Here is a 24,708-nt window from a genome sequence, read left to right on the forward strand (position 1 = left end):
TAAAAAGGTTCTGTCTCGCTCCAACCACGGGCAGACCGTCGCGTTGTCGGGGCTTGATCGACTCTGTCCGACAGTATCGAATCACGATCGCAAGGACGATCCCGTGGCGTCCGGACTGTGGACGCGACACATGCATCGAGTCCGATAGGTAATACTTAATTGGTCGGGGTCGGTTCGTTTCCCTAATGAATCGTCCCTCGCGCGAACGGTCCCCGCGCGGTCGCTCGCCTCGAACCGACCCGGCGACCCCGCTGCGATCCTGAGATGACGGGGACGCGAATCGCTCTCTGTCCGCACCTCTCGGTCGAACACTACCGCGGGGGCGAGAAGTGGGTCTGCGCGCTCGCCAACCGGCTCGCGGCCGACGGCGTCGATGTGTCGGTGCGCGCGCTCCCCTACGCCCCCGGCGGCGAGCGCCGCGTCGACGTCCGCGAGGTGCTCGACTCCCAGGTACCCTACCGCGAGGCCTGGCATCACGACCTCTCCGGGTTCGACACGGCCTACGTCTTCTACAACCCCTTCTCCGAACTGTTCTTCTCGGGTGGCGACACGCGCATCGCGGGCATTCACTCGTGGGTCTACGTCTCCGAGAAACTCTACGAGGCCCACTACGGCATCGTGCCGACGGCCACGAAACTGCTCTACCGCCTGCTCGGCGACCGCGACCTCTCGCGCTTCGACGTCGTCCACTCGGTCACGCCGGCCTACGACTCGCCCCACGCGAACACGGTACATATCCCGAACTTCGTCGACATCGAGCAGTTCAACCCCGATCGCGACGAACGTGCCGACGAGTTCACCGTGCTCACGACTGCCGCCCACATCCGCGAGAAGGGCTGGGACACGATTCAGGCCGTGGCCGAGCGCCTCCCCGACGACGTCCGCGTCGTGACGACCGGTGACGGTGCGGGCGACGTGGACGGGCTCGGCTTCCTCACCGAGGACGAACTCGCCGACGCCTACGCGCGTGCTCACGTCGTCCTCCATCCGGCACGCGTCGACACCGACAGCATGGTGATCAACGAGGCCTGCGCGTCGGGCACACCCATCGTGACGACGCCGCTCTCGACACATGTCCGTGAGAACGCGGCCGTCCTCCAGGCCGAAACCCCGCGCGGGCTGGCCCACGCGATCGCCCGCATCTACGGCGAGTGGCGACACGACGACGGCTACGAGGAGCGCTGTCGTCGCGCGCGAGAAGAGGGCGAATCCCACGGCTTCGAGGAGGTCTATCCACGACTCAAGGAGCTACTCCTCTCGCCGCCGACCAAGAGCGGGAACGGCGCGACCCGGACGGAGGTACGCGCATGAGCGTTCTCGACGAACTCAGCGAGCGATCGCTGTTCGACCCGCAGAACAAGCGCCTCGTGATGTATGTCGCGGTGGGGCTAGTCGGGCTGGTCATCAACCAGGGGTTGACCGTCGGTCTGCCCCGCTTCGGCGTACCGTACGTCATCGCCGGGCTCGCCGGGCGGATCATCAGCACGCTCGCGAACTACGTGTTGAACGATAGCTGGACGTGGCGCGGGCGCGGTGCGGCGGGGTTCGGCCAGTGGTGCTGGCGCGCGGTGAAGTACGTCGCCACCCGCCTCGTCGGCATCGCCATCGGGACCGTCGGGCTGGTCGTCATCTACGACTTCCTCGGCGTGCCGCTGTTCTGGGCGAACCTCGTCTCGATGGGGCTCGGTCTGCTCTGGGGGTTCGGCGCGAGCGAGAAGTGGGTCTGGTCGACCGAGGACTCCTCGCTATCGCTCGACTCGATCAAGCGCTACGTCGGCGAGGACAAGCGTGAGTAGGCTCACGGAATCGCTTTCGATCGGTTCGACCGATTCGCTTTCCGATCGCATGCTCGACAGCCTCCCCGAGCGCGGCAGTCCGACGTGGTACGTCCTCGCGCTCGCGCTGGCGCTGTTCGTCGGTTTCTCGATCTACACGGCGCTGATGCACGCCCGGTTCGAGACGACGGGGGCCGATCTCGGGGCCTACACCCACATGTTTTCGAGCACGCTCGACGGCGAGGGCTGGCTCCAGCACGGGAAGTATCGCGCGAGCCACCCCTCCGGCTCGTACTGGGGGGCACACTTCTCGCTCACCCTCCTGCTGTTCATGCCGCTGTTCGCGCTCGTTCCGTCGGATACGCTGCTGGTCGCCAAATCGTTCGTGCTCGCGGCGTCGGTCGTGGTGCTCTGGCTGCTCGCGCGCGACCGTCTCGACAGCGATCGCCTCGCGGGCGTCGTGACCGTCTCGTACGCGTTCAACCCGTTTCTCTGGTCGGCGTGGTCGTTCGACTTCCAGGAACAGGTGCTGATACCACCCTTCCTCTTCGCCGCCTACTACTGCTATCAGAAGGATCGTCGGTTCCTGTTTCTGGGCTTTCTCGCGCTCGTACTGTTTACCAACGAGTTCGTCGTCTTCCCCACGATCGGCTTCATCGGCGGACTGTTCGTCGCCGCGGCGATCGCCGGCCGGCTCAGGAAACGCGGCCCGATGATCCTCGGTGCGGGCGTGCTCGTCGTCGTCGCGCGCGTCGCGTCGAGCGCCGCCATCGACTACTACAGCGTCTTCGGCGGTCTGCCGACCTACGTGGTCGCCGAACCGCTCCAGCCGTTCATCCAGGGCATGGGGCGCGTCTCGATCGTCGATCTCGCGATGACTGTCCTCGCGAACCCCATGCTACTGATCGATTCGGCGACGTTCGCGGTCGCGGACAAACTGCTCTTCTTCGCCGCGTTCATGCTGCCGGTGGCCTTTCTCGCGCTGTTCGACGAGCTCTCGCTGGCGGCGCTCGCGCCGTATCTCGGCTTCGCATGGGTGTTCACCGGTGAGGCCAAGGCGGTCTATTTCGAGTTCGGCGCACACTACCCGCTCTACCTGCTCCCGTTCGTCTACATCGGTGCGATCCACGCCCTCCGCCGGCTCTCGGGTCGGTTCGATGCGCTGCGGTGGCCCTCGCGGTCGACGCTCGCCGGATTGGTTTCGGCGGTGCTCGTGCTCTGTCTCGTCAGCGGTGCCGCCTCGGGCGGCGGCCATCTCGCCGTGCCGCCGCCGGCCGACGACGACGACCACCGCCAGACGCTCGACACGGCCATCGACTCGATCCCCGAGGACGCCTCGCTCATCGCGCAGAACGACATCTACCCTCACGTGGCGACGCGGCCGAACGCCTCGTTCATCGTGAGTCCTGGAACCTTCAGCGCCTACGAACGGCGCTGGCAGAACGTCACGCCGGAGTATCTGCTGCTCGACACGCAGCTCAACCCGAACGCGCCATGGGCGCGGGCCGTCCAGCAGACCTACGCCGACCGCCTCGGCGACGAGTACGGCCTCTATCGGTATCAGGAGGGGATTCAGATCTTCAAGCGCGGTTACGACGGCCCCGTCCAGGGCGTCACCCAGTCCGAACCCGGCGCGCGACGGTACGACGCCGCGAGCATGGCGACGGGTACCGGCGAGCGCGCCGACGGAACGATCGTGAGTGACAACGGCTCCGCGGGCGACTACCTGTGGTTCGGGCCCTACGACACGCTGACGCCGGGTAGCTACACCGCGACCTTCCGGGTCAATGCCTCGGGGAGCGGCTCCGATCCCGTCGTGACGGTCGACGTCGCCGGTGGCGACGATCACGGCCGCATCGCCAGCGAATCCATCGCACCGACGGACGGCTGGCGGAACGTCACCGTCGACTTCACCATCGACGAGACGATCACCGACGTCGAGTTCCGTGGGATCCGTGAGGGGTCGGGCCGGATCGCGCTCGACGGGGTGCGCGTGAACTACGAATCGAAAAACGCTACTGCGAATGCCTCGGCGGGGAGTGCATGAGCACGACCGACCGAGTCGCTGCAACCGTCGGCGACTACCTCCCCGAGCGCTCCAGCCCGACGTGGTACGTCCTCGCGCTCGCACTGGCGCTGTTCGTGGGCTTCTCGATCTATCTCTCCCTACTCTACCGGAGCTTCTGGCTCACGGGCGCCGACTTCGGCAGCTACATCCACATGTTCGAGAGCACCCTGCACGGCCAGGGCTTCCTCGAACAGGGCAAATACACCGTCCGCGGGCCCGAGAGCTCCTACTGGGGCGGCCACTTCACGGCGACGCTGCTGGCCTTCCTGCCCATCTACGCGCTCGTCCCGTCGCCGTACACGCTGCTCGTGATCAAGTCCGGGCTGCTCGCCGCGAGCGTGCCGATGCTCTGGGTGCTCGCGCGCAGCCACATCGAGAGCGACCGGCTCGCCGGCCTGCTGACGGCCTCGTACGCGCTCAATCCCTTCCTCTGGTCGGCGTGGCTGTTCGATTTCCAGGAGCAGATCCTCCTGCCGCTGTTGATCTTCGCGGCCTACTACACCTACTCCGAGCGGCGCTACATCGCCTTCCTCGCCTTCCTCACGCTCGTACTGTTCACCAACGAGTTCACGACGATCCTCGTCGGCGGCTTCCTCGTCGGGCTCGTCGTGGTCTCGTTCCGTGGGGGCCGACTCCGGCGTGAGGCTCCGTATATCGGTGTTGCGGCCGGCATCCTCGTCGTCGCGCGCTGGGTTTCAGGGTGGGCCATTGGCCAGTACACCGACGCCTCGGGACTGCCGACGGACGTCATCGCGGCCCCGCTTCAGCCGTTCGTCGAGGGGTCGCGGGTGGGGATCGGCCAGCTGATCACGATCGTGCTCGGCAATCCCGAGCTCATCATCGACTCGGTCTCGATCGCGATCTTCGACAAGGTGGTCTATCTCGTGCTCCTCCTCCTGCCCGTGCTCTTCCTCGCGGTCGGCGACGAGCTCACGCTCGGCTCGCTGATCCCCTTCATCGGCTTCGCGTGGGTGTTCGCCGGTCGCGACGTCTACTACACGTTCGGCGCACACTACCCGCTCTACCTGCTCCCGTTCGTCTACATCGGTGCGGTGCGCGTGCTCGCACACATCGACACCAGCGAGATCGTCGACACCGAGAGCGCGCGTGCCTCGGCACGAACGGTGTTGTCGGGACTGCTCGCGCTCGTGTTGGTGGTGAACCTCGCGGTCGGCGTCGCCATCGGTGCGGAGAAAAACGCCGTGCCGGGAACGAACGACCACACCGAGATGCTGGAGGAGGGCATCGACACGGTTCCCGAGAACGCCTCGCTACTCACTCAGAATGACGTCTTCCCCCACGTCGCCGAGCGGCCGAACGCGACCTTCAGCGCCAACCGGACGCTGTTCTATCGCTATCAACGCAACAACCAGAAGCCGACACCCGAGTATATCCTCCTCGATACGAAGCTCGAAACCCAGGGTGTCGAGTGGGCACAGCCGATCCGATCGACCTACGCCAACCAGTTCGGCACGGAGTATGGCCTCGTGCGCTACGACGACGAGGTGTGGGTGTTCAAACGCGGCTACAACGGCTCTCCCGACGGAATTCGCGGGAACTACACCGTCGAGCCGCGCACGTACGAGCTGAACGACTTCATCCCGAACGACGCGCTGCGGATCGACGGCCAGCTCGTCGGCTCGGGCGGCGGTGAGGGTACCTACTACTGGTACGGCCCGGGAACGATGCTGCCGCCCGGCGAGTACACGGCGACGTTCAGGGTCAACGCGACCAGCGCCGGCGAGCAGCCGGTCGCCAACCTCGAAGTCGCCGCGGGCACCACACCACGGCCGGTCGCGACCGAGAACGTCACGAACACCGACGGCCTCGAAACTGTCACTGTCCCGTTCACGCTCGATCGGATGCACTCGAACGTCGAGTTCCGCGCTTCGCAAGCCGGCGGCGCGGGGCGGTTCGCGCTCGAAAACGTCACCGTCCAGTCGGCCCCGGGGTCGAACAGTAGTACGGGCACGAACTGACGGATCCGCCGTGTCGAATGCGGAAGCTGTTTTTCGTCCAAGCGCCGAGGAATGAGTATGCGCGAGGAAGTGCGAGCGTATTGCCGAGCCGCCGTGTCGCGCTCGCGGCGGTTCGAGCGGCGGGAGTTCCACGAGTTCCGCCGCTGGCTGGAGAGCACGCGAAACCTCGTCCATCTGTCGGTCGTGCTGTTCGTCCCCCTGCTGGTCGGGCTGGTGACGCTCGTTGCGAACGCGACGAACCTCTCCTTTCTGCTCTTTCCGCCGCTCGCCTCCGGGGCATACCTACTGTTCGCCCACCCCGAGGAGCGCTACTCGTCGCCGCTACGGTTCGTCGCAGGGCTGACCGTCGGCGCGCTGTGTGGCTGGCTCGCCATCGAGCTGACGGGCTGGCTGTTCTACGCCGGCGGTCCCGGATCGATCCACGCTCCCAGCGCTGCACTCGCGATGTTGCTCACGGGCGCGGCGACGTGGGCGTTCAGCATCGAGGAGCCCGCGGCGTTCTCGACGGCGCTGCTCGCGGTCGTCGACGACGCGCCGGGGTTCAGTTACGTGCTCAGCATCGCCGTATCGAGCCTGCTTGTTGCTGGCGTGTTCGTGCTCTGGCACCGGCGTGTCTATCGCCACCGGGCGCGCTATCTCTACCAGTCGACCAAGGGTGACGATCACGTCCTCGTCCCGATGCGTGGCGATCACGCCGACGCGACCGCGTCCTTCGGCGCACGCATCGCCGCCGCCCACGACGCCGGGAAGGTCGTCTTGCTCGATATCGTCGAGTCGCCCAAAGATGTCGCCACCGACGGCGGGACGGAGAGGGAAGTATCGACGGCAACGAAGACCCACGCCAGCCATCTCGAAGCGTGTGCCGAGCGGATCGAGGAGACGATGGACGTACCCTGCGAGGTGGTCGTCATCGAGCGCGGGGCGGAAGCACCCGCAACGACGGCGCTCGGAGCCGCCCGCGAGGCCAACTGCGATCTCATCGTGACGCCGTACGAACGCGCCGACGGCCGCACCGCCTCGTTCGTCACCTCGCTCTTCCGGACCGACATGGACGTGATCGCCCACCGCTCGGCCGACGGTCGCACCAGCTGGTCGCGGGTGCTCGTCTCGGTCCGGCGCGCGAGCGACGTCGCCCACAGCATGCTCGATTTCGCCTGCCGGCTCACCGGACGGTCGGGAAAGGTGAGCCTCTGTCACTGCATCGACAGCGAGTACGAACGCCGCGACGCCGAGAGCATGCTCGCCGAGCTCGTCGAGACGTTCGCCGAGCGGATCGAGACCCGCGTCGCCCACGGCCCGATCGAGGAGTTCCTCGCCGACGCCTCGTCGCGCCAGAACCTCCTCATGCTCGGCGCGAGCGCCGACCGCAGCGCCGTCTCGCGGCTGCTCTCGCCGGCGACCTTCCAGCGCCTCCACGATATCGAATGTGACGTCGCCATCGTCGACCGGCGCTATCGGCCGCTCGAACGGGAGTGAGAACAACCTACTTCTAAGCGGAATACACATCATATTGATTTTTGTACCCGTCCGAATATTTGTAAATGGTCGATGAATTATATACGGTGTATCTAGTGATGGAAGCAACAGTTATCTAAGGAATCTCGAAAGTAATTACCTATGTTTGCGTACCCTCAAAGCCATCTACAAGTATGAGTGCTAACGCCCGGGTCACTCGTGACTTCACAACATGGAAAGAACACGAATTATTGAGAGAACGGGTTTCCTCCTATTTCGGCGGAAGCGACTATGCGGATCGAAAAGGGATTTTGCGCGCTGTTTCAGAGCTGACTTCAAGAGGAGACATTGCCGAAGGCGATCGATCATATGAATATTGTATAGAGTACGTAACAAGAGGATGGTTCGTTAACTCGACGCTCAACGCATCAAAGGATCTCGGAGAGACAGTCAAGCATCCAAACAGTACAAACTATAGATTATGTCTGTTTTCCTGTGGTTTGACTGAGAATCTTATGGAATGGGATTTTCAAAGCCAAGAGCAAATGATAATCAAATATGAGGAAGAGTTTTCGGAGAGATCAATGTTTCAATATCTAAAATCACGCGTCTATTCTAACGGTTACAGTAGTGAACACAAAAGAAAGGCATTAACAGCGGGATATAAGGCGGCAAAGCAAATTCCCGAGAATCCAAACGTATATGCACAGTTCGCCTACGCTGTATCTCAGGGATATCCACATATAGACGGCGAATATATTGAAATCGGGGGAGATACAATTGGCATCGATGATCTTTGGGAAGAGGCAATGCAATATGTCCAACTTGCTTTGAAGATTGATGATGGAAATATAGGATATAGATTAGCGTTGTCGAATCTTCACGAAGTGGTACAAAATTATGACCAAGCAAAAAAGTCCCTCAAACAGATTCGTGAAATGTCTGGGGGTTCCCACGTAGATGAAGGATATAATGTGCCTCCACATGGGAATATAGATATAAGATCTAAATTATGGGAAATTAGTCAGAAAGATATACAGTCAGAGATTGAATCTGATGTCGATAATATTAACACATCTGTTTCAGACCTTGAACAAAGAGTGGAGGAAACTAAGCAAAGTATTGACAACGCATCTGAGCGCTATAGAGATCAAGCACTGCAGTTCATAGGTTTCTTTGCCGCAGTTGTAGCAGTGATTCTGAGCTCTATAGAAATCGCAACAAGCTTTTCATCCTTCGCTGAAGCAGGGGGTCTCTTGTTGATTCTTACAGGAGGGATTATTTTAGCATTTAGTGGTCTCAGTTTTTCTTTGCGATACTCACGGTCGGGAGGTTACAACAGAAGGTTACTCCTCCTTCCAGCAGTCGGTATTTTGTTGATAATTGTTGGCTTTGGGGTGCCGCTTATGGACCTCTACAGATAGAATACATTTGTGTTGTGGGGTAATTTATCTTTCTGCCTGTATCTCAAAACTTTTGTAAGCCGGTGGGGGGATTTGAACCCTCGGCCTAATCCTTACGAAGGATTCGCTCTAGCCAGTCTGAGCTACACCGGCCTGCTTCCAACTGCGCCCACGAACGGTATAATCGTTGCGAATCGCCGTGACCGACCGCGATCGGTCACCCGCGCAGTCGCACGTCGAGGCAGACGTTCAGCTCGTGGGGCGCGTACGAGCGCACCGACTGGCGGGTCTCGACCGTGACCTCGTACTCCTCGGCGGCCGCACGGATCGCGCGCTCGCCGGGGCCGTAGGGGTCCGACTCGTGCTGGATGTCGTAGTAGTGGAGCAGGCAGTCGTCGCTCGCGAGGCGCACCGCCGCGTCGAGGAACTCGTCGGCGCTGTGGGGCAGGTTCATGACGAGCCGATCGGCCCAGCCCTCGTACTCCTCGGCAACCGTGCGTACGTCGCCCTCGATGGCCGTGACCCGCTCCGCGACGTCGTTGCGCCGTGCGTTCTCGCGGAGGTAGTCGACGGCCACGGGGTTCAGATCGACGGCGACGACTGCCGCCCCACGCTTGGCCGCCGGGATCGCGAACGGGCCGACGCCGGCGAACATGTCGACCACTCGCTCGTCCGCCGCGATTTTCTCGGTCACGCGGTGGCGCTCGGTCGCCAGTCGGGGCGAGAAGTACACCTCGGCGATGTCGAGGGCGAACTCGCAGCCGTACTCGCGATGGACGGTTTCGGTGCTGCCGCCGGCGAGGTGGTCCCACTCGCGGGTGCGGAACTCGCCGGTGACCTTCGAGGCACGGTTCAGCACCGTCTCGACGGGGAGCGCCGACTCCATCACCGCCGCCGCGATCCGCTCGGCGCGCTCGGGATCGTCCTCGTCGACGAGCACGACGTCGCCGAGGCGCTCGTAGGTCGGCTCGAAGCCCAGGATGTCCGCGGGCATCTCCTGCGTCTCGCGTACCGGTGCGTCGTGTGTGACGACCGCGTACTCGTCGGGAACCGCCTCGCTGTCGGTGACGGGGATGAAGATCGATCCGTCGACGACGGTGATCTCGTGGTCGCGATCGACGAGTTCGTGCTCGGCGAGCGCCGCCCGCACGGTTTCGCCGTTCTCGCGCGCGGCGCGGACGCACGGCAGTTCCATGCCCGCAGTCGCCGCCGGGACGGCCTAAGCGTGGCGTTTCGATGCGGTGGTCCCCGGTGCGAATCGTTTAATCCGCCCGCCGCCCGAGGCGGGCCAATGCTCACCTTCGTCGGGCTCGGTCTCTACGACGAGCGCTCGATCACGGTCCAGGGTCAGGAAGCGCTCCGGGACGCCGATCGTGTCTTCGCCGAGTTCTACACCAGCAGGCTCGTCGGGACCACGATCGAGGAACTCGAATCCCATCACGGGATCGCCATCGAGGTCCGCGATCGAGCGGGCGTCGAACAGGAGCCGGCACCGATCCTGGATGCGGCCGAAGCGGGTTCGACAGTGTTTCTCGTCGCCGGCGATCCGATGGTCTCGACGACGCATACGGATCTCCGGCTTCGCGCCCACGAGCGTGGCATCGAGACGCGGATCGTCCACGGAACGACCGCTCAGACCGCCGCGGGCTCGCTCACCGGCCTCCAGAACTACCGCTTCGGCAAGGCGACGACGATCCCCTTCGCCTACCGGGACCGACCGATTCCCGAGAGTGTCGTCGAAACGATCGAGGGCAACCGCGATCGTGGGCTCCACACGCTCTGCTATCTCGATATCAAGGCCGCCGAGGGGCGATACATGAGCGCCGATGTCGCCGCTGCGCGGCTCGCGCCCGAACTCGATGGGCTGGGAGTCGTCGTCGCCCGTGCCGGCAGTCCCGAGCCGCTCGTGGTCGCCGATCGACTGTCGGCGCTCGCGGGGGGTGCGTTCGGCGACCCGCTCCACCTGCTCGTGCTTCCGGGCGAGCTCCACCATCTCGAACGCGAGGCGCTCGAAGCGCTCGCGGACGCACCGCCCGAGCTACTCTGAACTGTCGGTTTCGGTGACGCCGCCGTCGGCGCGAACCGTCGTCCCGAGCGCATCCTGAAGGTCGTACTCCGTGCCGGTAGCCATGAACAGCACGTCCTCGATGACGACCATGATCTCGGGGAGTTCGCGGACGACGACCCAGGTGATGGCGACGAGCGCCAGCACCGAGAGGCTCTGGGCGAGCACGCGATCGACGATGAAATACGAGACCTTGTACGGGTCGCTCGCGCCGAACAGACCCATCACGATGTCGGGGAAGACGTGGAACTTCTGGAGGCCGAAGCCGAGCCCGATGAGGACGTTGCGGACGAGGTTCAGCGCGTAGATCACCGGGATCGAGACGGCGAGCGCGCGGAGCTTGCGCGAGAGCGGGGCCGACGTCGCGGCGATCAGCCCGCCGAAGATGGCCATGCTGCCGATGCCGGTGCAGGCGATCAGAATGGTGTAGGTGATCGTGTGGCCGCCGTCGGCGAACCAGAACGTGCTCTGATAGGCGGGGTAGGTTCCGTCCGGCACCATCGCCCCCGAGACGACCGTCGGCTCCGCGCCGATGAGTTCCATCAGAAAGGCAGTCTGGCTCGTCACGCTCTCGATGAGGAACTCCTGAAGGGCGGTGATCGTCTCGAACGGGAAGAAGATGATACCCATCGCGGCGACCGCCCGCGAGAGTACGAACAGCGAGTCACGCCCACGGGCGAGCAGGAGGCCAGCGTAGACGCTCGCCGGGATCGCCACGAGCACCCCGATCCCCTCGATGAAGCTCTTCTGGACGAACGCGAAGTGATGGAACACCGAGAGCCAGAAGACGGCGAACAGCAGCCACGCGGCGACCGTCACCGGCCGGGCGAAGCGGCTGTCACGCCACGAGAGCACGCCGCCGGCGCTGAAGGCGAGCACGGACAGCCACGCCAGCGGATCGGAGAACTTGCCGAACCACGCGAGCGCGGCGAGCAGTCCGTCGATCATTCGCCGACTCTACGACGATCGGCAGTATAGCTTTTGCCGTTGGCCTCAGCGCCGCCGCCACGCCAGCCCGGCCAGCGAGAGCGCGAGCAGCGCAGCGACGATCCCGAACCCGGGACCGCTCCCGTCGGTCGTCCCGTTCGCGTCCGCCGTCGCTGCCGTGGTTCCCGACGGGGTTTCGGCGGTCGTCGTTTCGATGGTCGTCGTCTCGACGATCGCCAACTGCGCGCCCGTGGTGACGGCGCTTCCGTTGATCGTGTACGGCCCGTCCTCGCCCCCGTTGGAGCTGCTGAAGTCGTACACCTGATTGTCGTTGCTGTCGGTATGGGCCATTACGACGACGCGCGTGTCTTCGGCCAGCGGCTCGGAGAGCGAGACGGTGACGTTCTCGGTGGTGCCGTTTTCGAGATAGCTTGACGCGCCGAGGACGCTTCCCAGCGGGTCCGACGAGGCGTTCGCCGCGTGGACCACGACGAAGCCGCCATCGGGCAGCGTCGCGTTCCTGACCATCACCGTCTCGCCGGTGGTGGTCTGGTCGGGGACCGCGAGCGCTGCGGTGCCGTCGGGCGTGCCGCTCGGTCGATACGGGCCGACGGTCGTGTTCATCCGGTCACCGGTGCCGAGCGGTCCTTCGGCCCGCACGGTGACCGTGCTCCGGGGCGCGACCGACGAGAGGTTGAACGAGGTGTCGAACGAGCCGTTCGGCTTCACCCGCGTCGTGTTGGTCTTGACGATCGAACTGCTGCCGTTGCGCTGGATGCGGACCCTCACCTCGCTACCGGGCGCGACGCTCGTCGTGCCTGAGACGGTCTGGTTCGGACCGGCGGCCAGCGACGGGTCGGCGAGACCGACCTCGGTGCCGACGAACGTGACGTTCGCACTCACCGACTCGTCGGCGTCCGCGAGCGTGCTCTCGCCGTCGATGGTGAGCGTGCTCTCGAAGCGATCGCCGGCCGAGAGCGTTCCGTTGTCGAACATCGCCGCCCTCGTGTCGACGTTGACGTAGAGCACGTCGTTGCGCGGGTCGGGCACCACGCGGATCGAGTCGTTCGCGAGGCTCCGATTCAGATCGAGGCGTTTCGGCGGGCGGTTCGTCGACGGGTTCGTCTGCACCATGCTGAAATCCAGCTCACCGCTGCGGAGCAGTTCCGTGACGTTCGAAACCGCGAGCGCGCCGTAGATCCCCGAGAGCTTGATCTGGTTGACCGACACGTCGCCGACGGCGACCGAATCGGACGCGGTGATGCGGCCGTTGTCGACGGCGGCGGCGACCTCGCTCGCGTTCGTCGCGTTGTCGAAGCTCGCCGCCGGTGCGGTCCAGGTGATGAGCTCGCCGGCCGTGCGCTCGGTGAGCGCGAGCGTGGCCGTGTCGGTCCGGCGGTCGTCGACCGCCACCGAGAGGTTGTACTGACTCGTCTCCAGCGGGCTATCGAGCGGGGCGGTCGTTCGGTTCGTGCCGACGACCGCATCGCCCGCGGTGGCCCCGTACACCGAGTCATTGGTGTCCAGACCGGCGATGTACGTGTTCATCAACAGCGTCACACGCCCGTCACCGTTGCTGTCGTTGACGGTGACGTTCGCCGCGTAGTTGACCGCCTCGCCGCCGACCGAAACGGTCGCGTTCGTCGTCCCGGAGAGATCGAGTTCGATCGCGGCGATGTCGCCGCGCTGTTCGTTCACCGTCGACTGATTGAACGATGCCGTCGGGCGATCGGTCGCATTGCCGACATCCTGTGCTGCCGCTGGCATCGCACCGACGAACGCGGCGAGAACCACGACCACCACGAGGACGAGTCCGGAGCGGTCGGTCACGGTCGCCACGCACGCTGTCGGTACTCCGTACTCGTCGGCGATACGGGATGGGCTATCGAGGGATCCCGGTGCGCTGACCGGAAGCGGGCATGCTGACCTGGCATCGTTGCTCGGCGTATGGCTGAAAGGATAGACTCCCCTTATAAGTGCTTTGTGGTGGAAGGCGTGCCGTCCGGCGACATCGATCGCTCAACGTGGCGTGGCGACGACCGCGAGGTGGTCGGCGTGGAACGGGTCGAGTCGGCGGCTGTCGAGGATCTCGTACCCCTCGCGGAGATCGTCGAGCGCATCGTCGAAGACGTCGTCCGGTTCGCGCGTCGCGTCCTCGCTTCTGGCTTTGATCGCCAGACAGAGTCGGCCGTCGTCGTGGAGGAATCGCCGGTTCGCCCGCGCGACCCGTGCCTGCCCGCGCGTCGCGACGTCCTGAACGAGTAGATCGAGACCGTCCTCGACGACGTGCGCGTACGTTTCGGGTTTCCTGGCATCCTTGAGCAACGGAAACAGGTTCCCGCGCGTCTCGGCGACCGACAGGAGATCGCGCATCGGCCGGGCGGCGAACTCGACGGCGTAGGTCGGCCCGGCGACGTCAGCGACGTGGCTGGCGGTCGTACCGTTGGCCGCACCGAGGTAGAGCACGCGATCGTCGTCGTCGAGCCCCGGCTTCATCCCGAGTTCGTACATCGCGCCGAGTTTCGAGCGGTGAGCGTCCCACGCCCGCCAGCCGTCGACGACCGGCTCGCCGTAGACTGCTTCGCCCCGGGTGGCGAGGCGCTCCTCGCCGTCGAACGTGCGGTACTGCACCCCGTCAGGCAGCGCCATCGTCCTCCCCGCCGGTACGGATCCGGCGCATCCGTTCGTCGAGATCGGCTTCGAGCGACGGTCTGCGATCGCCGGCGTAGTGATCGATCCGTGCGGCGATCGTGAGCTTGCCGGCGAGTGCGCGCGCCGCCGAGCCGCGTTTTTCGGGGCGCGTGCCGCGAACGTACTCGTGGACGTAGATGACACCGTGTTTCGGTGAGGGGGCCTGCCCGCGAAGGTGGGCGAACAGTGCCTCCTCCGCGCCGAGGACCTGCACCGTGCTGCTCGACGTTTTCGCCATCGAGTCGAGCCCGCCGGCGAGCGCGAGCAGCCGTGCCGCGAGCGTCGGCCCGGCGAGCGCCGCGAGGTTCGGCGCGGCGTCCCTAACTACTCGCTCGACGTACCGTTCGAGCGCGTCGCGTTCGTCGTCAAGCTCGATCGCCCGTTCGGCAAGGGAGACCAGCCGTTCGTCGGCCGGCTCCGCGGGATCGGTGGCAGCGAGCTCACGGCAGTAGTCGATACCGGTCCCCGATTCCGCGTCGCGGCTCCCGGCCCATTCGGCGACGCGTTCGGCGAGTTCGTTCGCCATCCGTCCGGCGTCGTCCATCGCGCGCACGGCGTGGATCACCTGCTGATCGTCGGCGCGCTCGCACTCCTCCATCGCCGTGCGAGCCGCCGCAGTCGTCGCCTCGTGCAGGCGGTCGTAGTACGCCTCCTCGCTCGTGACGATGCCCGCCTCGATCGCCCGGTCGGGCCATGCATCCGGCGCATCGGCGCTCCCCTCGCGAACGCGCTCCGCACCCACCTGATCGGTCGCGAGACCGGCGAACCATCCCTCGCTCATGGCCGCCATAACCGATCGGCGGCGAAAAGGGGTCCGGTACGCGCCACGTCGAACAACGACCCACGGACCGTCGAGCGCGATGGTGGGGTACATCGACGATCATCGTACAACACGCATTGGTCGTTCGTACCGGTGAGATACGTTCTGCTGACGGAACACGAACGAATTTGGGTCCATTTCTGGCATACGTTCATAAGGGATGTCGGCGAACAATAGTCCGTGCGGCGACGCACGAGAGTACCATGACAGATGACGATACTATCCGAGAGGATTCGGACGGCGTTCTCGATTTCGTTGGACAGGTAAGCGATCAACTACGCTCGCGGCGCGGATTCATGGGCGATGCGGCGAAGGTCGGCGTCGGCACGGCCGCACTCGGCGCGGTCGGCAGCGGCGTCGCGGCCGCCAACGACGGTAACGGTGACAGCAGTGGTGGCGACGACGTCAGCGACATCGACGTCCTGAACTACGCGCTCACGCTCGAACATCTGGAGGCGGCCTACTACAACGACTTCCTCGACAACTACTCGGAGAACGACGTCGAGCGCTCGGAGGTCGCGAACTACTTCGACCGGGAGACGCTACAGTATTCGGTCTATCAGCAGATCCAGGACGTCCGTGACCACGAGGAGGCCCACGTCGACGCGCTCAGCAAGACGATCAAGGACCTCGGCGGGACGCCCGTCAAGCCCGCGAACTACGAGTTCCCGTACTCGTCGATCACGGAGTTCATCGCGGTCGCCGACCGCCTCGAAGCCGTCGGCGTCTCCGCCTACGCCGGCGCGGCACCGCTCATCTCGAATCCGGATATCATCCCGCCAGCGCTGTCGATCCACAGTGTGGAGGCCAACCACCAGACCTACTTCCAGCTGCTGAACCTCCAGCGGCCCGCGCCCAACGCGTTCAACCCCGCACGCACGATGGACGAGGTCCTGCCGATCGCCAAGCAGTTCATCGTCAGCGAGGAGGACGCTCCCGACATGGCGTCGGCGACGTTCGACGACCAGCACTCGGACGGATCGAGCGTCACGGTCGCCTCGGCAGCACTACCGGACGGCGGCTTCGTCGCCATCCACGACAGCAGCCTGCTCGACGGCAACGTCGCGGGCAGCGTCATCGGCGTCTCCGATGCCTACGACGCCGGCACGGCGATGGACATCGAGATCCCGCTCTACGCCGAGGTCCCCGGCGGCGACTACGACCAGTCGAGCCTGCAGGGAGACCAGACGCTGATCGCCATGCCGCATCTCGACACCAACGGCAACGGCACCTACGACTTCCTCACCTCGGGCGGCGAGGCGGACGGAGCCTACACGCAGGACGGCGAGGCGGTCGTCGACGACGCGTCGATCACCGTCGAGTGAGCGCGCCCCGACACCGATAGCAGGGTTACCCGCCCTGCCCGAAACGCAGCCATTCTTTGATGAGTTCGTTCACGTTGTGGAATACGATCGCAACGGTGAGCAGCGCCGTGGCGAGCGAGAGGATGAACCCCACCGGACCGCCGATCGACGCCCCGGCCAGCCCGCCAGTGATCGCGACGACGATGAGTTCGATCCACGTCACCAGGATCCGCGAGAGCAGGTTCGGCGTCGACGGGTCATCTGACGTCTCTTCCTCGGTTTGGGAACCGTCGTCGGAGATCCGGTCGTCGCGATCCATCAGTATGACTCACCCGCCTCGATCGGGCCGCTGAACACCGAGTAGAGCACGCCGAAGTAGACGAAGATCAGCGGGAGCAGGAGTCCGGCACCGATCGTCATGACGTTGAGCGGCAGCGTCGAGACGATGGCGTCCTCGACGGCGAGACCGCTCGCCCGATCGATCAGCGGATACATCGATCCGGCGACGACGCCCACGAGGCTGAAGACGAGCCCCGCCACGGCGATGAACGCGAGGTAGTAGCGGTCGCGCGCGGTCGCGAGCGCGTACCCGCCCGCCAACACGAGCGTGGCGACGACCAGCCCGACGACGAGCGGCGAGAGGAGTGCCGAGCGCAGCCCGGGCGTCGTCGCGTAGAGCGCGCCAAGCGCGATCACGACGAGCGCGAGATAGGCGGCGAGGGCGCGATAGCCATCGGTCGCGAGGCTCTCGCGCAGCTCGCCGCGCGTCTTCAGCCGCAAGAAGGCGACGCCGTCGACGACCGTCAGCGCGACGACCGCGAGCCCGACGACGATGCCCGGGAGCGTGACGATCGTCGTCGCGCCGAGCAGCCAGTTCGCCGCGAACAGGCCGATCAGGAACGGCGTCGCGAGACTGCCGACGACGAACGCCCGGCCCCACCACGTCTTCCAGGTCGCGTCGTCACGCTGTTCGTACATCTCGGGGGCGAGCCCGCGCAGTCCGAGCGCGGCGAGGATGGCGAACATCAGCAGGTAGTGCCGGCTGAACAGGTTCGCGTAGATCGACGGGAACGCCGCGAACAGCGCCCCGCCGAAGACGACCAGCCAGACCTCGTTGCCGTCCCAGAACGGTCCGATAGCGTCGAGCAGTCGCCCCTTTTCGTCCTCGCTAGATCTGGTCGCGAACAGCACACCGACGCCGAAATCGAACCCGTCGAGGAAGAGGAATGTCCCGAAGATGAAGAAGACGAGCGCGAACCACAGGTCGGCGAGCGGCAGGCCGAACAGCGGCTCGCTCGCGAGCGTAGCGAGTTCAGTCATCGACGCTCACCGCCTCCTCCGTCGTCGGCGATTCGACTGCGGCGAGTTCGTCGCGCGACGGTGGGCCGCTCCTGATGAGACGGACGACGACGTAGGTGTAGAGGAGCAGCAAGAGCGCGTAACCGCCGGCGAAGCCGGCCAGCGTGAACGTCGCCTCGGCACCCGTCAGGCCGGGCGAAACGCCGTCGGTGGTCTTCAACACGCCCTGGATCACCCACGGCTGGCGGCCGACCTCGGTGACGATCCAGCCGACCTCGACAGCGAGGAAGCCGAGCAGCGACGAGCCCATCAGCGCCTTGTGGAGGAGATCGTCCTCCAGCAGCTCGCCGCGCCACCAGCGGTAGGCCCCCCAGAGCGCGAGCAGGATGAACCAGAAGCCGAGCGCGACCATGATGCGAAACGCCCAGAAGACGATCGCGACGGGTGGCGCTTCGGTTTGGAACGACTCCAGGCCGCGTATCGTCGCCTCCGCGTCGCCGCCGCTGGCGAGCCACGACGCCATCCCGGGGATACCGATGCCGAACAGCTCCTTCGCCCGCGGGTCGAACAGGCTGTCGAGGTCGGTCGGCACGGCGATGAGATACTCCGGCACGTAGGATTCGGTCTCCCAGACCGCCTCCATCGCGGCGAACTTCTGGGGCTGGGTGTCGGCGACGTGGCGGCCGTAGGCGTCGCCCTGGATCGCCTGGATCGGGGCCGTGATGAGCAGGACGACGAGCGCCACCTTGAGCGTCTTCTCCCAGAAATCGGGATGCTGGATCGGGTTCTCCCAGACGTGATGGCGGAAGACGTAGTAGGCCGCGATGCCGGCCATCAGGAGCGCGACGGACTCGACGGCGGCGTTCTGCATGTGGACGAACATCCACGGGAATCGCGGGTTGAGATAGGCGGCGATCGGATCGACGAGGTTGACGACCGACTGGCCGTTCTCCATCACCATCTCGAACCCGCGCGGCGTCTGCATCCAGGAGTTGGCGATCAGGATCCAGGTGGCCGATAGCCAGGTTCCGAGCCCGACGGCGACGCTCGAAACGAAATAGACCAGATTCGAGACGCGCTCGCGCCCGAAGACGAAGATCCCGAGAAAGGTGGCTTCGAGCATGAACGCCATCATCCCTTCGAGCGCGAGCGGGCCGCCGAACAGCTCGCCGGCGATCGTCGAGAAAGCCGCGAAGTTGGTACCGAACTCGAATTCGAGCACCAGCCCGGTGACCGTGCCGACGGCGAAGCTCACGGCGAAGATCTTCGTCCAGAACCGCCGGAGCTGCTCGTAGATGGCTTTTCCTGTTCTGACCTCCTTCCAGGTGAAGTAGACGAGAAACGGCGCGAGCCCCATGCTCACCACCGGAAAGATGATGTGGACGATGGTGGTGAGCGCGAACTGGAGCCGGCTCGCGATGACTGGATCAACCATCGTGGCTCACCCGCGGCTGCGGCGGCGAGGCGTGTCGGCGGTCGCTGGTCGGTGATCCCCACGTGGGGGCGGTTCGAGACGCGTTCATGATCGACAGTTGGTGATACAGGGGGGTCAACTGACGGGCGATTCCCATTCCGTGGGAAACGAGACGGCCGCTGTCGTGAGTCGTGTGCACAATTGTTAGACATTAGGCCAGGGTTATCAGTTCGATGTGGACGAACCACCCATCCGGATCGGCGAATCGGGTAGCCTATTCCGACCGCGAGCCACGGATCGACAATGGGACCTGCACCGCCGGACGACGGGGATACGCCGGTGCAGGTCGTTCTCGACGCGCTCGACGATCCCGACTGCCGAGCCATTCTCCGGGAGGCCTCTCAACCCATGACCGCAAAGGAACTCAGCGATGCCTGTGACATCGCCGAATCGACGGTGTACCGAAAGCTGGATCTCGTGAGCCGGGCCACGCTCGTCCGCGAGTTCCACGATGTCCATCCCGAGCGGGGGCGCATCACGCGCTACCAGCGCGACGCGGACGGTCTGGACGTCACCATCACCGACGACGGGGTCGATGTGACGGTCGATCGGCCGGCACGCACCGTCGACGAACGGCTCGCCGACATGTGGTCCGAGATGGGTGACGAGCTGTGAGTCAAGCCCTATCGATCGCGATCGTCGTGAGCAAGACCGTGATCTTCGTTCTGGGCACCGCCATCGCCTACATCGCCTACAGGGCTCACCGTCGGACCGGTTCGCCGTCGCTCCGCGCGCTCGCGGTCGGCTTCGGCATCGTCACCGTCGGTGCCTTTCTCGCGGGGATCGCCCACCAGCTGCTCGGCGTCGGGCTCCGTACCGGGGTACTGATCAACAGCGTCCTCACGGCGTTCGGCTTCGCGGCGATCGTCTACTCGCTCTACGTCGAATGAGCCCACCGAACCCGGTTACAGAGTTCCGTTGACGATGTCGGCCACGCGCTGGCGGTCGAACAGTCGTTCGTTCGCGGGAATCTCACCGAGGCCGTGCCACGCGCCGAACTCGTCAGGGTAGAGCTGCTTGGCGAGCATCTCCGTCTGGAAGAGGTTGATGATCGGTCCTTGCGAGCCCGTTCCGCCGGGGTAGAGCCGGTCGTTTTTGACTGCGGCGAGCTGCTTGCCGACGGGATCGGTGCGGAGCAGTTCGAGCATTCCCTCGTACGCGTCGGCGTTACCGTAGACGTTGTTCCCGCCGAGCGCGTTCACCGCCTCGTCGAAGACGAGCACGTCGGGATCGACGTCGAGCAGCCCCTCCATGCCGAGCTTGAGATCGTAATGGGCGTTCTCGCTGTCGTACTCGTCAGCGAACGCGTCGACGACGCCGAGATCGCCGTACTGTTTCAGCTCGTAGGTCTTGTCGAGTTTCGGAATCGGGTCGATGACGCCGAAGTAGCCCTTGTTCTCCGGGTTCGTGAACGCGCTCAGCAGGCCGACGCTGGGACGGTCGTCCTTCGGCGGCACTCGCGAGGTGATGTCGTCCATCGTGTGCTCGTAGAGATCGATCATCGCGCTCGCCCGTTCGCGCTCGCCGACGACGCGTCCGTAGCGCTCGACGAACTCCGGGATCGAGTAGTAGCGATAGGATTTCCCATCGGGCCAGTTCGGCCAGCTCGGCGCGCGTTTCGACCGACTCAGGTTGCCGAAGAACGGCGCGACGTCCGTCGCCAGCGTCGAGACCTTCGACGGTTCGAGCTGATACGACGCGATGAACCTGTTCGGGTCGGTCGCCAGCAGGTCGGGATCGAGCTCGTAGAGCAGTTCCTGTTTGACGCTGTAGCTCTTGCTCACCGTGTTCGGGATCTCGTCCACGTTGCGGGGCTTCACCGACGGGAGGAGTTCGTAGAACCCCTGATACCAGAACCCCGGGCGTGAGAGCCCGACGATGCTGTCGGCATGGCCGAGCGCCATCAGCACGTCGGCGACGAACCCCCAGCCACCGACGATGCGTTCGGGCGGTCGCTCGAACTCGACGCTGCCGACCGGTTCGATGGCGACCGAGTACGATCCGCTCCGGGTCGTCCCTCCCTGGGCGCTCGTTCCGGTCGAGGACTGGATCCGATCGTCGGCTCCACTCCCGTTTCCGGCCTCACTTCCGTTGCTACCGCCACCCCCGCTGCTCGATGCGGTACAGCCAGCCACCAGCCCACTGGCGACCGCGATGCCGCCGCGTTTCATCCAGTCTCGCCGCGTCAGTCCATCATCCGTCGGATCGTCGTGCGCCATATCTTTAGGCCAGCCTAAAACATGTTATGCGTTTCGGTTTTTCGGTGCGCCTAAAAATTTCGCAGGGGGAAGTCGGAAAACGGCGAAGGCGACGGGAAAACGCTTTCAGTCGATAGCGGCGTCGATACCGCGGCGGGTAGAACGAGGACGGCTCAGATCGCGCCCAGACTGTCCTGTTTGCGCATCAGATAGAGGAAGTAGGGGCCACCGATCAGTCCGGTGACGATGCCGACCGGGATCTGGACCGGGCTCAACAGGAGGCGTGCGCCGACATCGGCGGCGACCATCAGCGCCGGCCCGACGAACAGACAGCCGACGACGAGCTTCTTGTAATCGCTACCGACGATGTTCCGGACCATGTGCGGGACGATCAGTCCCACGAACCCGACGATCCCCGCGGCGGCGATGCTCGCGGCGGCCGCGAGAACGGCGACACCTGAAAGGGCAAATCGGACTTTCTCGACGCTCATGCCGAGCGATCTCGCGGTGCTCTCGCCGAGCAGGAGCACGTTCAGCTGTCGAGCACTGACCAGCGCCAGCGCCATCGAGACGACGGTCCAGGGCAGTATCATCCGGACCTGTTCCCAGTCAGTACCGGTGAGCGAGCCGGTCGTCCAGGCGATCGCGCTCTGGACCACCCCGAGATCGTCGGCGAAGAAGAAAATCCCCGTCTGAAGCGAGCCGAAGACCGTGCTGACGATCACGCCCGCCAGAACGAGCCGGATCGGCGAGGTGCCGTTCTTCCAGGCGATGAGATAGACGATCAGGAAGGCGATTGCGCCACCGATGGCCGCGATCAGCGGCAGGACGGCCGACAGCCCCGAAAATACGACGAGCGTGAGCAGGATCATCAGGCCCGCACCCGAGGAGACACCGAGGATGAACGGGCTCGCCAGCTCGTTCCTGGTGACGGCCTGGAAGATCGCACCCGAGACGGCGAGGTTCATCCCGACGAACGCGCCCACGAGCACGCGCGGCAGGCGGATGTTCCAGACGATCAGGCTCCGTCGACCCATCTCGGGGATTTCGCCGCCCAGGAAGAACGCTTCGAGTGCCTGCGGGTTCAGTAGTACATCGGGATTGAACACCGCCTGCCAAGCCTGTGCGATCGACATCGAGTACGCGCCGAAGCTCACCTGGAGCAGGCCGGCCACCACGGTGATGGCGACGCTCGCGACGACGAGCGTGAGCAGCGAGCCGTCGATCCAGCCGAGCCAGCGCTCGCGCGCGGAGCGAGCGGAGTCGGTGGCGGGTTCGCTCGCCACGATCAGCTCCCCGCCGTGACGGGGATGTGCCCGACAGCGGTTCCTGGATCACGGTCGCGATCGACGAGTTCGTTCTCGGCGGAGGGAGATGGGTTCAGCCATAATGTCGCGCTCGGGTCGAAATCGTTCCCCACTGTGGCTCTCTCGCCGATTTGCGCCGAACCTCCATATGCCGCCGATTCGTGTTGCATGTGAATTAGGCCAGCCTAAAACCATATATCGGTTTCGTTCCATCGATCGATCCGGTAGTCACCGGGCGGGCTGGGAGGAAGCGATCAGGTCTCGTCAGGGCTATCCAGGACGTTCTTCAGCGGCGGTGCCTCGTAGTCGGCGAACCGATCGAGCAGTTCGTCGGTATCGTCCTCGATCAGGACGATCGAGCGGTGGTCGGCGCTCACGAACCCCTCCTCGCGCTGGTGATCGAAGAACGTCGCCAGCCCCGCGTAGTAGTCCGCGACGTCGAGGAGCCCGCAGGGGTTCGCGTGGAGCCCGAGCTGCGTCCAGGTGAGTACCTCCATGAACTCTTCGAGCGTGCCGTAGCCGCCGGGGAGGGCGACGAACCCGTCGGCCAGATCGACCATCCGCCGTTTGCGCTCGTGCATCGAATCGACGACGTCGAGTTCGGTGAGCCCCTCGTGGGCGATCTCGCGCTCGCGGAGGCCGTCGGGGATGACACCGTGGGCTTCGCCGCCCGCTTCGAGCGTCGCGTCGGCGACCGTCCCCATCAGTCCGACGTTGCCACCGCCGTAGACGAGCCCGAGATCGCGCTCGGCGAGCGTCCGCCCGAGGCTCACGGCCGCCTCCTGATAAGCCGATCGCGCGCCGCTGCTCGATCCGCAGTAGACACAGATCCGATCCATGTCTCGCCTCCTCGCCGCACGGCGAAGTAGCGTGTGATTCGGGATCGCCGTCTCCGTCCTGTGCACGCAGACACGCTTCACACTCCACACTCGGTAACTGTTTTGCGTGCGCAGCACGTACTGAGAGGCATGTCAGTGTCGTCCCGTCGCCCGCGCGGGGTCGCCGTGCTGGCGGGGGTGTGGCTGCTCGCCCTCGCCGGCATCGGGGTCCTCGTCGGCTCGGAACTGTTCGGTGCGCTGCTCGCGGACGGCGCGCTCCCCTCGGTGCTGTTCGTCGCCGTCGGGTTCGCGCTCCTCTTCGGCTATCTCGGCTATCGGACGAACTCGAAACGGCTGCTCTCGCGGCTCGACGTGGCCCCGCTCACGCAGGCACGTGCGCCGCAGGTCCACGCGAGCGTCGATCGCCTGGCCCGACGGATGGAGATCGACCGCCCGGAGATCCATCTCGGACGGCTCGGCCAGCCGAACGCATTCGCGCTCGGCAGCGACACGCTCGTCGTCGACCAGTCGCTCGTGCGACTCCTGACGCCGACCGAACTCGAAGGCGTGCTCGCCCACGAGTTCGCCCATCTCGAAGGCTACGACAGCCTGCTGCGGACGTTGGCGACGAGCCTGCTACGGACGGTGACGTCGCTCCTCCTGATCCTGCTCGTCCCGCTCGTGATCGTCGTTTCGCTGATCGGCTGGGGACTCTCGCTGATCGTCGGCCGGCCAGTGCGTGGCCCCGACAGCGTTGGCAGCGGGCTGCGGAGCGGCCTGCAACGACTGGTGAAGAGTCTGCTCGTCGCGCCGACGCTCGCCCTCCAGGCGTACGCGCGCCGTCGCGAGTACGCAGCCGACCGGCGGGCGGTGGCAATCCTCGACGACCCGCTCGCGCTCGCACGTGCGCTGCAGAAGATCCAGCGGGCGAACGAACCCGATCGGGGACTGCTCGGCTGGCTGCTGCCGTCGCGCGATCGGGAGACCGAACGCTCGCCGACCGAACGCGCGCTCGCGAGCCACCCGCCGACCGACGAACGTGTCGAACGCGTCCGCGAGGCCGCGAACGCCGCCGGGGGCGAGGGATCGACCGGATGGCATCGCGTGGATATCGACTGACACCAA

At 65.0% G+C, this 24,708-nt stretch carries 22 protein-coding genes and 1 tRNA gene; 11 read left to right on the forward strand and 12 right to left on the reverse strand.

The window, feature by feature from the left end; all coding sequences use genetic code 11:
- The first annotated feature begins 264 nt into the window (after positions 1–264).
- The 6 genes from C448_RS07415 to C448_RS15940 all read left to right on the forward strand — a co-directional run bounded on the left by C448_RS07415 (position 265) and on the right by C448_RS15940 (position 8,701).
- Positions 265–1,311 (forward strand): glycosyltransferase family 4 protein, encoded by a 1,047-nt coding sequence (locus C448_RS07415; RefSeq protein WP_004053356.1) that lies wholly within the window; start codon positions 265–267, stop codon positions 1,309–1,311.
- The gene (locus C448_RS07420; RefSeq protein ID WP_004053358.1) at positions 1,308–1,796 is read left to right on the forward strand and encodes a GtrA family protein; all 489 of its coding nucleotides are present in this window, start codon (positions 1,308–1,310) and stop codon (positions 1,794–1,796) included. Before C448_RS07415 ends, C448_RS07420 begins: the two co-directional genes overlap by 4 nt.
- Positions 1,789–3,822, forward strand: coding sequence for a DUF2079 domain-containing protein (locus C448_RS07425; protein ID WP_004053367.1), 2,034 nt, complete (start codon positions 1,789–1,791; stop codon positions 3,820–3,822). The genes C448_RS07420 and C448_RS07425 overlap by 8 nt, the downstream gene beginning before the upstream one ends.
- Positions 3,819–5,822, forward strand: coding sequence for a DUF2079 domain-containing protein (locus C448_RS07430; RefSeq protein ID WP_004053369.1), 2,004 nt, complete (start codon positions 3,819–3,821; stop codon positions 5,820–5,822). The genes C448_RS07425 and C448_RS07430 overlap by 4 nt, the downstream gene beginning before the upstream one ends.
- Before the next feature lie 57 nt (positions 5,823–5,879).
- Entirely contained in the window at positions 5,880–7,298 is a 1,419-nt protein-coding gene (locus C448_RS07435; RefSeq protein ID WP_049916153.1) for an HPP family protein, read from the forward strand.
- A 173-nt stretch (positions 7,299–7,471) separates the two neighbouring features.
- Complete coding sequence (locus C448_RS15940) at positions 7,472–8,701, forward strand: hypothetical protein (protein WP_152415546.1); 1,230 nt, start codon at positions 7,472–7,474, stop codon at positions 8,699–8,701.
- A gap of 57 nt (positions 8,702–8,758) precedes the next feature.
- Here the strand turns inward: C448_RS15940 and C448_RS07440 are convergent.
- A tRNA-Thr gene (locus tag C448_RS07440) sits at positions 8,759–8,833 on the reverse strand.
- A gap of 64 nt (positions 8,834–8,897) precedes the next feature.
- Positions 8,898–9,875 carry a class I SAM-dependent methyltransferase gene (locus tag C448_RS07445; protein WP_004053373.1) on the reverse strand — a complete coding sequence of 326 codons (978 nt, stop codon included), beginning with the start codon at positions 9,873–9,875 and terminating at the stop codon, positions 8,898–8,900.
- Between the two features lie 96 nt (positions 9,876–9,971).
- Here C448_RS07445 and dph5 point away from each other — a divergent pair, with 96 nt between their 5' ends.
- Positions 9,972–10,727, forward strand: coding sequence for a diphthine synthase (dph5, locus tag C448_RS07450; protein WP_004053375.1), 756 nt, complete (start codon positions 9,972–9,974; stop codon positions 10,725–10,727).
- On the opposite strand, the gene artA is transcribed toward dph5, so the two are convergent.
- The 4 genes from artA to C448_RS07470 form a co-directional block, all read right to left on the reverse strand.
- Positions 10,719–11,693, reverse strand: coding sequence for an archaeosortase A (gene artA, locus C448_RS07455; protein ID WP_004053377.1), 975 nt, complete (start codon positions 11,691–11,693; stop codon positions 10,719–10,721). The two genes, dph5 and artA, sit on opposite strands and share 9 nt — an antisense overlap.
- Before the next feature lie 45 nt (positions 11,694–11,738).
- Positions 11,739–13,511, reverse strand: coding sequence for a DUF7282 domain-containing protein (locus C448_RS07460; RefSeq protein ID WP_004053379.1), 1,773 nt, complete (start codon positions 13,509–13,511; stop codon positions 11,739–11,741).
- A 180-nt stretch (positions 13,512–13,691) separates the two neighbouring features.
- Complete coding sequence (locus C448_RS07465; RefSeq protein WP_004053381.1) at positions 13,692–14,321, reverse strand: fibrillarin-like rRNA/tRNA 2'-O-methyltransferase; 630 nt, start codon at positions 14,319–14,321, stop codon at positions 13,692–13,694.
- Positions 14,308–15,144 (reverse strand): NOP5/NOP56 family protein, encoded by an 837-nt coding sequence (locus C448_RS07470; RefSeq protein ID WP_049916158.1) that lies wholly within the window; start codon positions 15,142–15,144, stop codon positions 14,308–14,310. Before C448_RS07470 ends, C448_RS07465 begins: the two co-directional genes overlap by 14 nt.
- A 242-nt stretch (positions 15,145–15,386) precedes the next feature.
- Between C448_RS07470 and C448_RS07475 the strand changes: the two genes are divergently transcribed.
- Positions 15,387–16,508: a ferritin-like domain-containing protein gene (locus C448_RS07475; RefSeq protein ID WP_004053386.1), complete on the forward strand. Its 1,122-nt coding sequence runs from the start codon at positions 15,387–15,389 to the stop codon at positions 16,506–16,508.
- Positions 16,509–16,533: 25 nt separating this feature from the next.
- Here C448_RS07475 and C448_RS07480 read toward each other — a convergent pair whose 3' ends face one another.
- Genes C448_RS07480 through C448_RS07490 form a run of 3 tightly spaced genes read right to left on the reverse strand, consistent with a single transcriptional unit; the run spans position 16,534 to position 19,221 of the window.
- Positions 16,534–16,806: a hypothetical protein gene (locus C448_RS07480; protein WP_004053388.1), complete on the reverse strand. Its 273-nt coding sequence runs from the start codon at positions 16,804–16,806 to the stop codon at positions 16,534–16,536.
- Positions 16,806–17,807: a cytochrome d ubiquinol oxidase subunit II gene (gene cydB, locus C448_RS07485; protein ID WP_004053390.1), complete on the reverse strand. Its 1,002-nt coding sequence runs from the start codon at positions 17,805–17,807 to the stop codon at positions 16,806–16,808. Before cydB ends, C448_RS07480 begins: the two co-directional genes overlap by 1 nt.
- Positions 17,800–19,221, reverse strand: a complete 1,422-nt coding sequence (locus C448_RS07490; protein WP_004053392.1) for a cytochrome ubiquinol oxidase subunit I — start codon at positions 19,219–19,221, stop codon at positions 17,800–17,802. The genes cydB and C448_RS07490 overlap by 8 nt, the downstream gene beginning before the upstream one ends.
- Before the next feature lie 282 nt (positions 19,222–19,503).
- Between C448_RS07490 and C448_RS07495 the strand changes: the two genes are divergently transcribed.
- Together C448_RS07495 and C448_RS07500 are read left to right on the forward strand one after the other, a co-directional pair.
- Positions 19,504–19,875: a winged helix-turn-helix domain-containing protein gene (locus tag C448_RS07495; protein WP_004053395.1), complete on the forward strand. Its 372-nt coding sequence runs from the start codon at positions 19,504–19,506 to the stop codon at positions 19,873–19,875.
- Entirely contained in the window at positions 19,872–20,150 is a 279-nt protein-coding gene (locus C448_RS07500; protein ID WP_004053397.1) for a DUF7521 family protein, read from the forward strand. Before C448_RS07495 ends, C448_RS07500 begins: the two co-directional genes overlap by 4 nt.
- Positions 20,151–20,165: 15 nt before the next feature.
- Here the strand turns inward: C448_RS07500 and C448_RS07505 are convergent, their stop codons facing one another.
- The 3 genes from C448_RS07505 to C448_RS07520 form a co-directional block, all read right to left on the reverse strand.
- Positions 20,166–21,479, reverse strand: coding sequence for an ABC transporter substrate-binding protein (locus C448_RS07505; protein WP_004053398.1), 1,314 nt, complete (start codon positions 21,477–21,479; stop codon positions 20,166–20,168).
- 152 nt (positions 21,480–21,631) lie between these two features.
- Positions 21,632–22,744, reverse strand: a complete 1,113-nt coding sequence (locus C448_RS07510) for a FecCD family ABC transporter permease (protein ID WP_004053400.1) — start codon at positions 22,742–22,744, stop codon at positions 21,632–21,634.
- A gap of 275 nt (positions 22,745–23,019) precedes the next feature.
- Positions 23,020–23,604 carry an LOG family protein gene (locus tag C448_RS07520; protein ID WP_004053401.1) on the reverse strand — a complete coding sequence of 195 codons (585 nt, stop codon included), beginning with the start codon at positions 23,602–23,604 and terminating at the stop codon, positions 23,020–23,022.
- A 129-nt stretch (positions 23,605–23,733) separates the two neighbouring features.
- Here C448_RS07520 and C448_RS07525 point away from each other — a divergent pair, with 129 nt between their 5' ends.
- Entirely contained in the window at positions 23,734–24,702 is a 969-nt protein-coding gene (locus tag C448_RS07525) for a M48 family metallopeptidase (protein ID WP_239640545.1), read from the forward strand.
- The last annotated feature ends 6 nt before the right edge of the window (positions 24,703–24,708 follow it).

The sequence above is a fragment of the Halococcus morrhuae DSM 1307 genome (assembly GCF_000336695.1).
Taxonomy (GTDB): Archaea; Halobacteriota; Halobacteria; order Halobacteriales; family Halococcaceae; genus Halococcus; species Halococcus morrhuae.

Excerpts from the sequence above, each read along its gene's own strand:
- dph5 (WP_004053375.1), top strand. The coding sequence starts at position 9,972 with ATGCTCACCTTCGTCGGGCTCGGTCTCTACGACGAGCGCTCGATCACG.
- C448_RS07430 (WP_004053369.1), top strand. The coding sequence starts at position 3,819 with ATGAGCACGACCGACCGAGTCGCTGCAACCGTCGGCGACTACCTCCCC.
- C448_RS15940 (WP_152415546.1), top strand. The coding sequence starts at position 7,472 with ATGAGTGCTAACGCCCGGGTCACTCGTGACTTCACAACATGGAAAGAA.
- C448_RS07415 (WP_004053356.1), top strand. The coding sequence starts at position 265 with ATGACGGGGACGCGAATCGCTCTCTGTCCGCACCTCTCGGTCGAACAC.
- C448_RS07470 (WP_049916158.1), bottom strand. The coding sequence starts at position 15,144 with ATGAGCGAGGGATGGTTCGCCGGTCTCGCGACCGATCAGGTGGGTGCG.
- C448_RS07495 (WP_004053395.1), top strand. The coding sequence starts at position 19,504 with ATGGGACCTGCACCGCCGGACGACGGGGATACGCCGGTGCAGGTCGTT.
- C448_RS07480 (WP_004053388.1), bottom strand. The coding sequence starts at position 16,806 with ATGGATCGCGACGACCGGATCTCCGACGACGGTTCCCAAACCGAGGAA.
- C448_RS07525 (WP_239640545.1), top strand. The coding sequence starts at position 23,734 with ATGTCAGTGTCGTCCCGTCGCCCGCGCGGGGTCGCCGTGCTGGCGGGG.
- C448_RS07435 (WP_049916153.1), top strand. The coding sequence starts at position 5,880 with ATGCGCGAGGAAGTGCGAGCGTATTGCCGAGCCGCCGTGTCGCGCTCG.
- artA (WP_004053377.1), bottom strand. The coding sequence starts at position 11,693 with ATGATCGACGGACTGCTCGCCGCGCTCGCGTGGTTCGGCAAGTTCTCC.
- C448_RS07505 (WP_004053398.1), bottom strand. The coding sequence starts at position 21,479 with ATGGCGCACGACGATCCGACGGATGATGGACTGACGCGGCGAGACTGG.
- C448_RS07445 (WP_004053373.1), bottom strand. The coding sequence starts at position 9,875 with ATGGAACTGCCGTGCGTCCGCGCCGCGCGCGAGAACGGCGAAACCGTG.
- C448_RS07490 (WP_004053392.1), bottom strand. The coding sequence starts at position 19,221 with ATGGTTGATCCAGTCATCGCGAGCCGGCTCCAGTTCGCGCTCACCACC.
- C448_RS07420 (WP_004053358.1), top strand. The coding sequence starts at position 1,308 with ATGAGCGTTCTCGACGAACTCAGCGAGCGATCGCTGTTCGACCCGCAG.
- cydB (WP_004053390.1), bottom strand. The coding sequence starts at position 17,807 with ATGACTGAACTCGCTACGCTCGCGAGCGAGCCGCTGTTCGGCCTGCCG.
- C448_RS07465 (WP_004053381.1), bottom strand. The coding sequence starts at position 14,321 with ATGGCGCTGCCTGACGGGGTGCAGTACCGCACGTTCGACGGCGAGGAG.
- C448_RS07520 (WP_004053401.1), bottom strand. The coding sequence starts at position 23,604 with ATGGATCGGATCTGTGTCTACTGCGGATCGAGCAGCGGCGCGCGATCG.
- C448_RS07475 (WP_004053386.1), top strand. The coding sequence starts at position 15,387 with ATGACAGATGACGATACTATCCGAGAGGATTCGGACGGCGTTCTCGAT.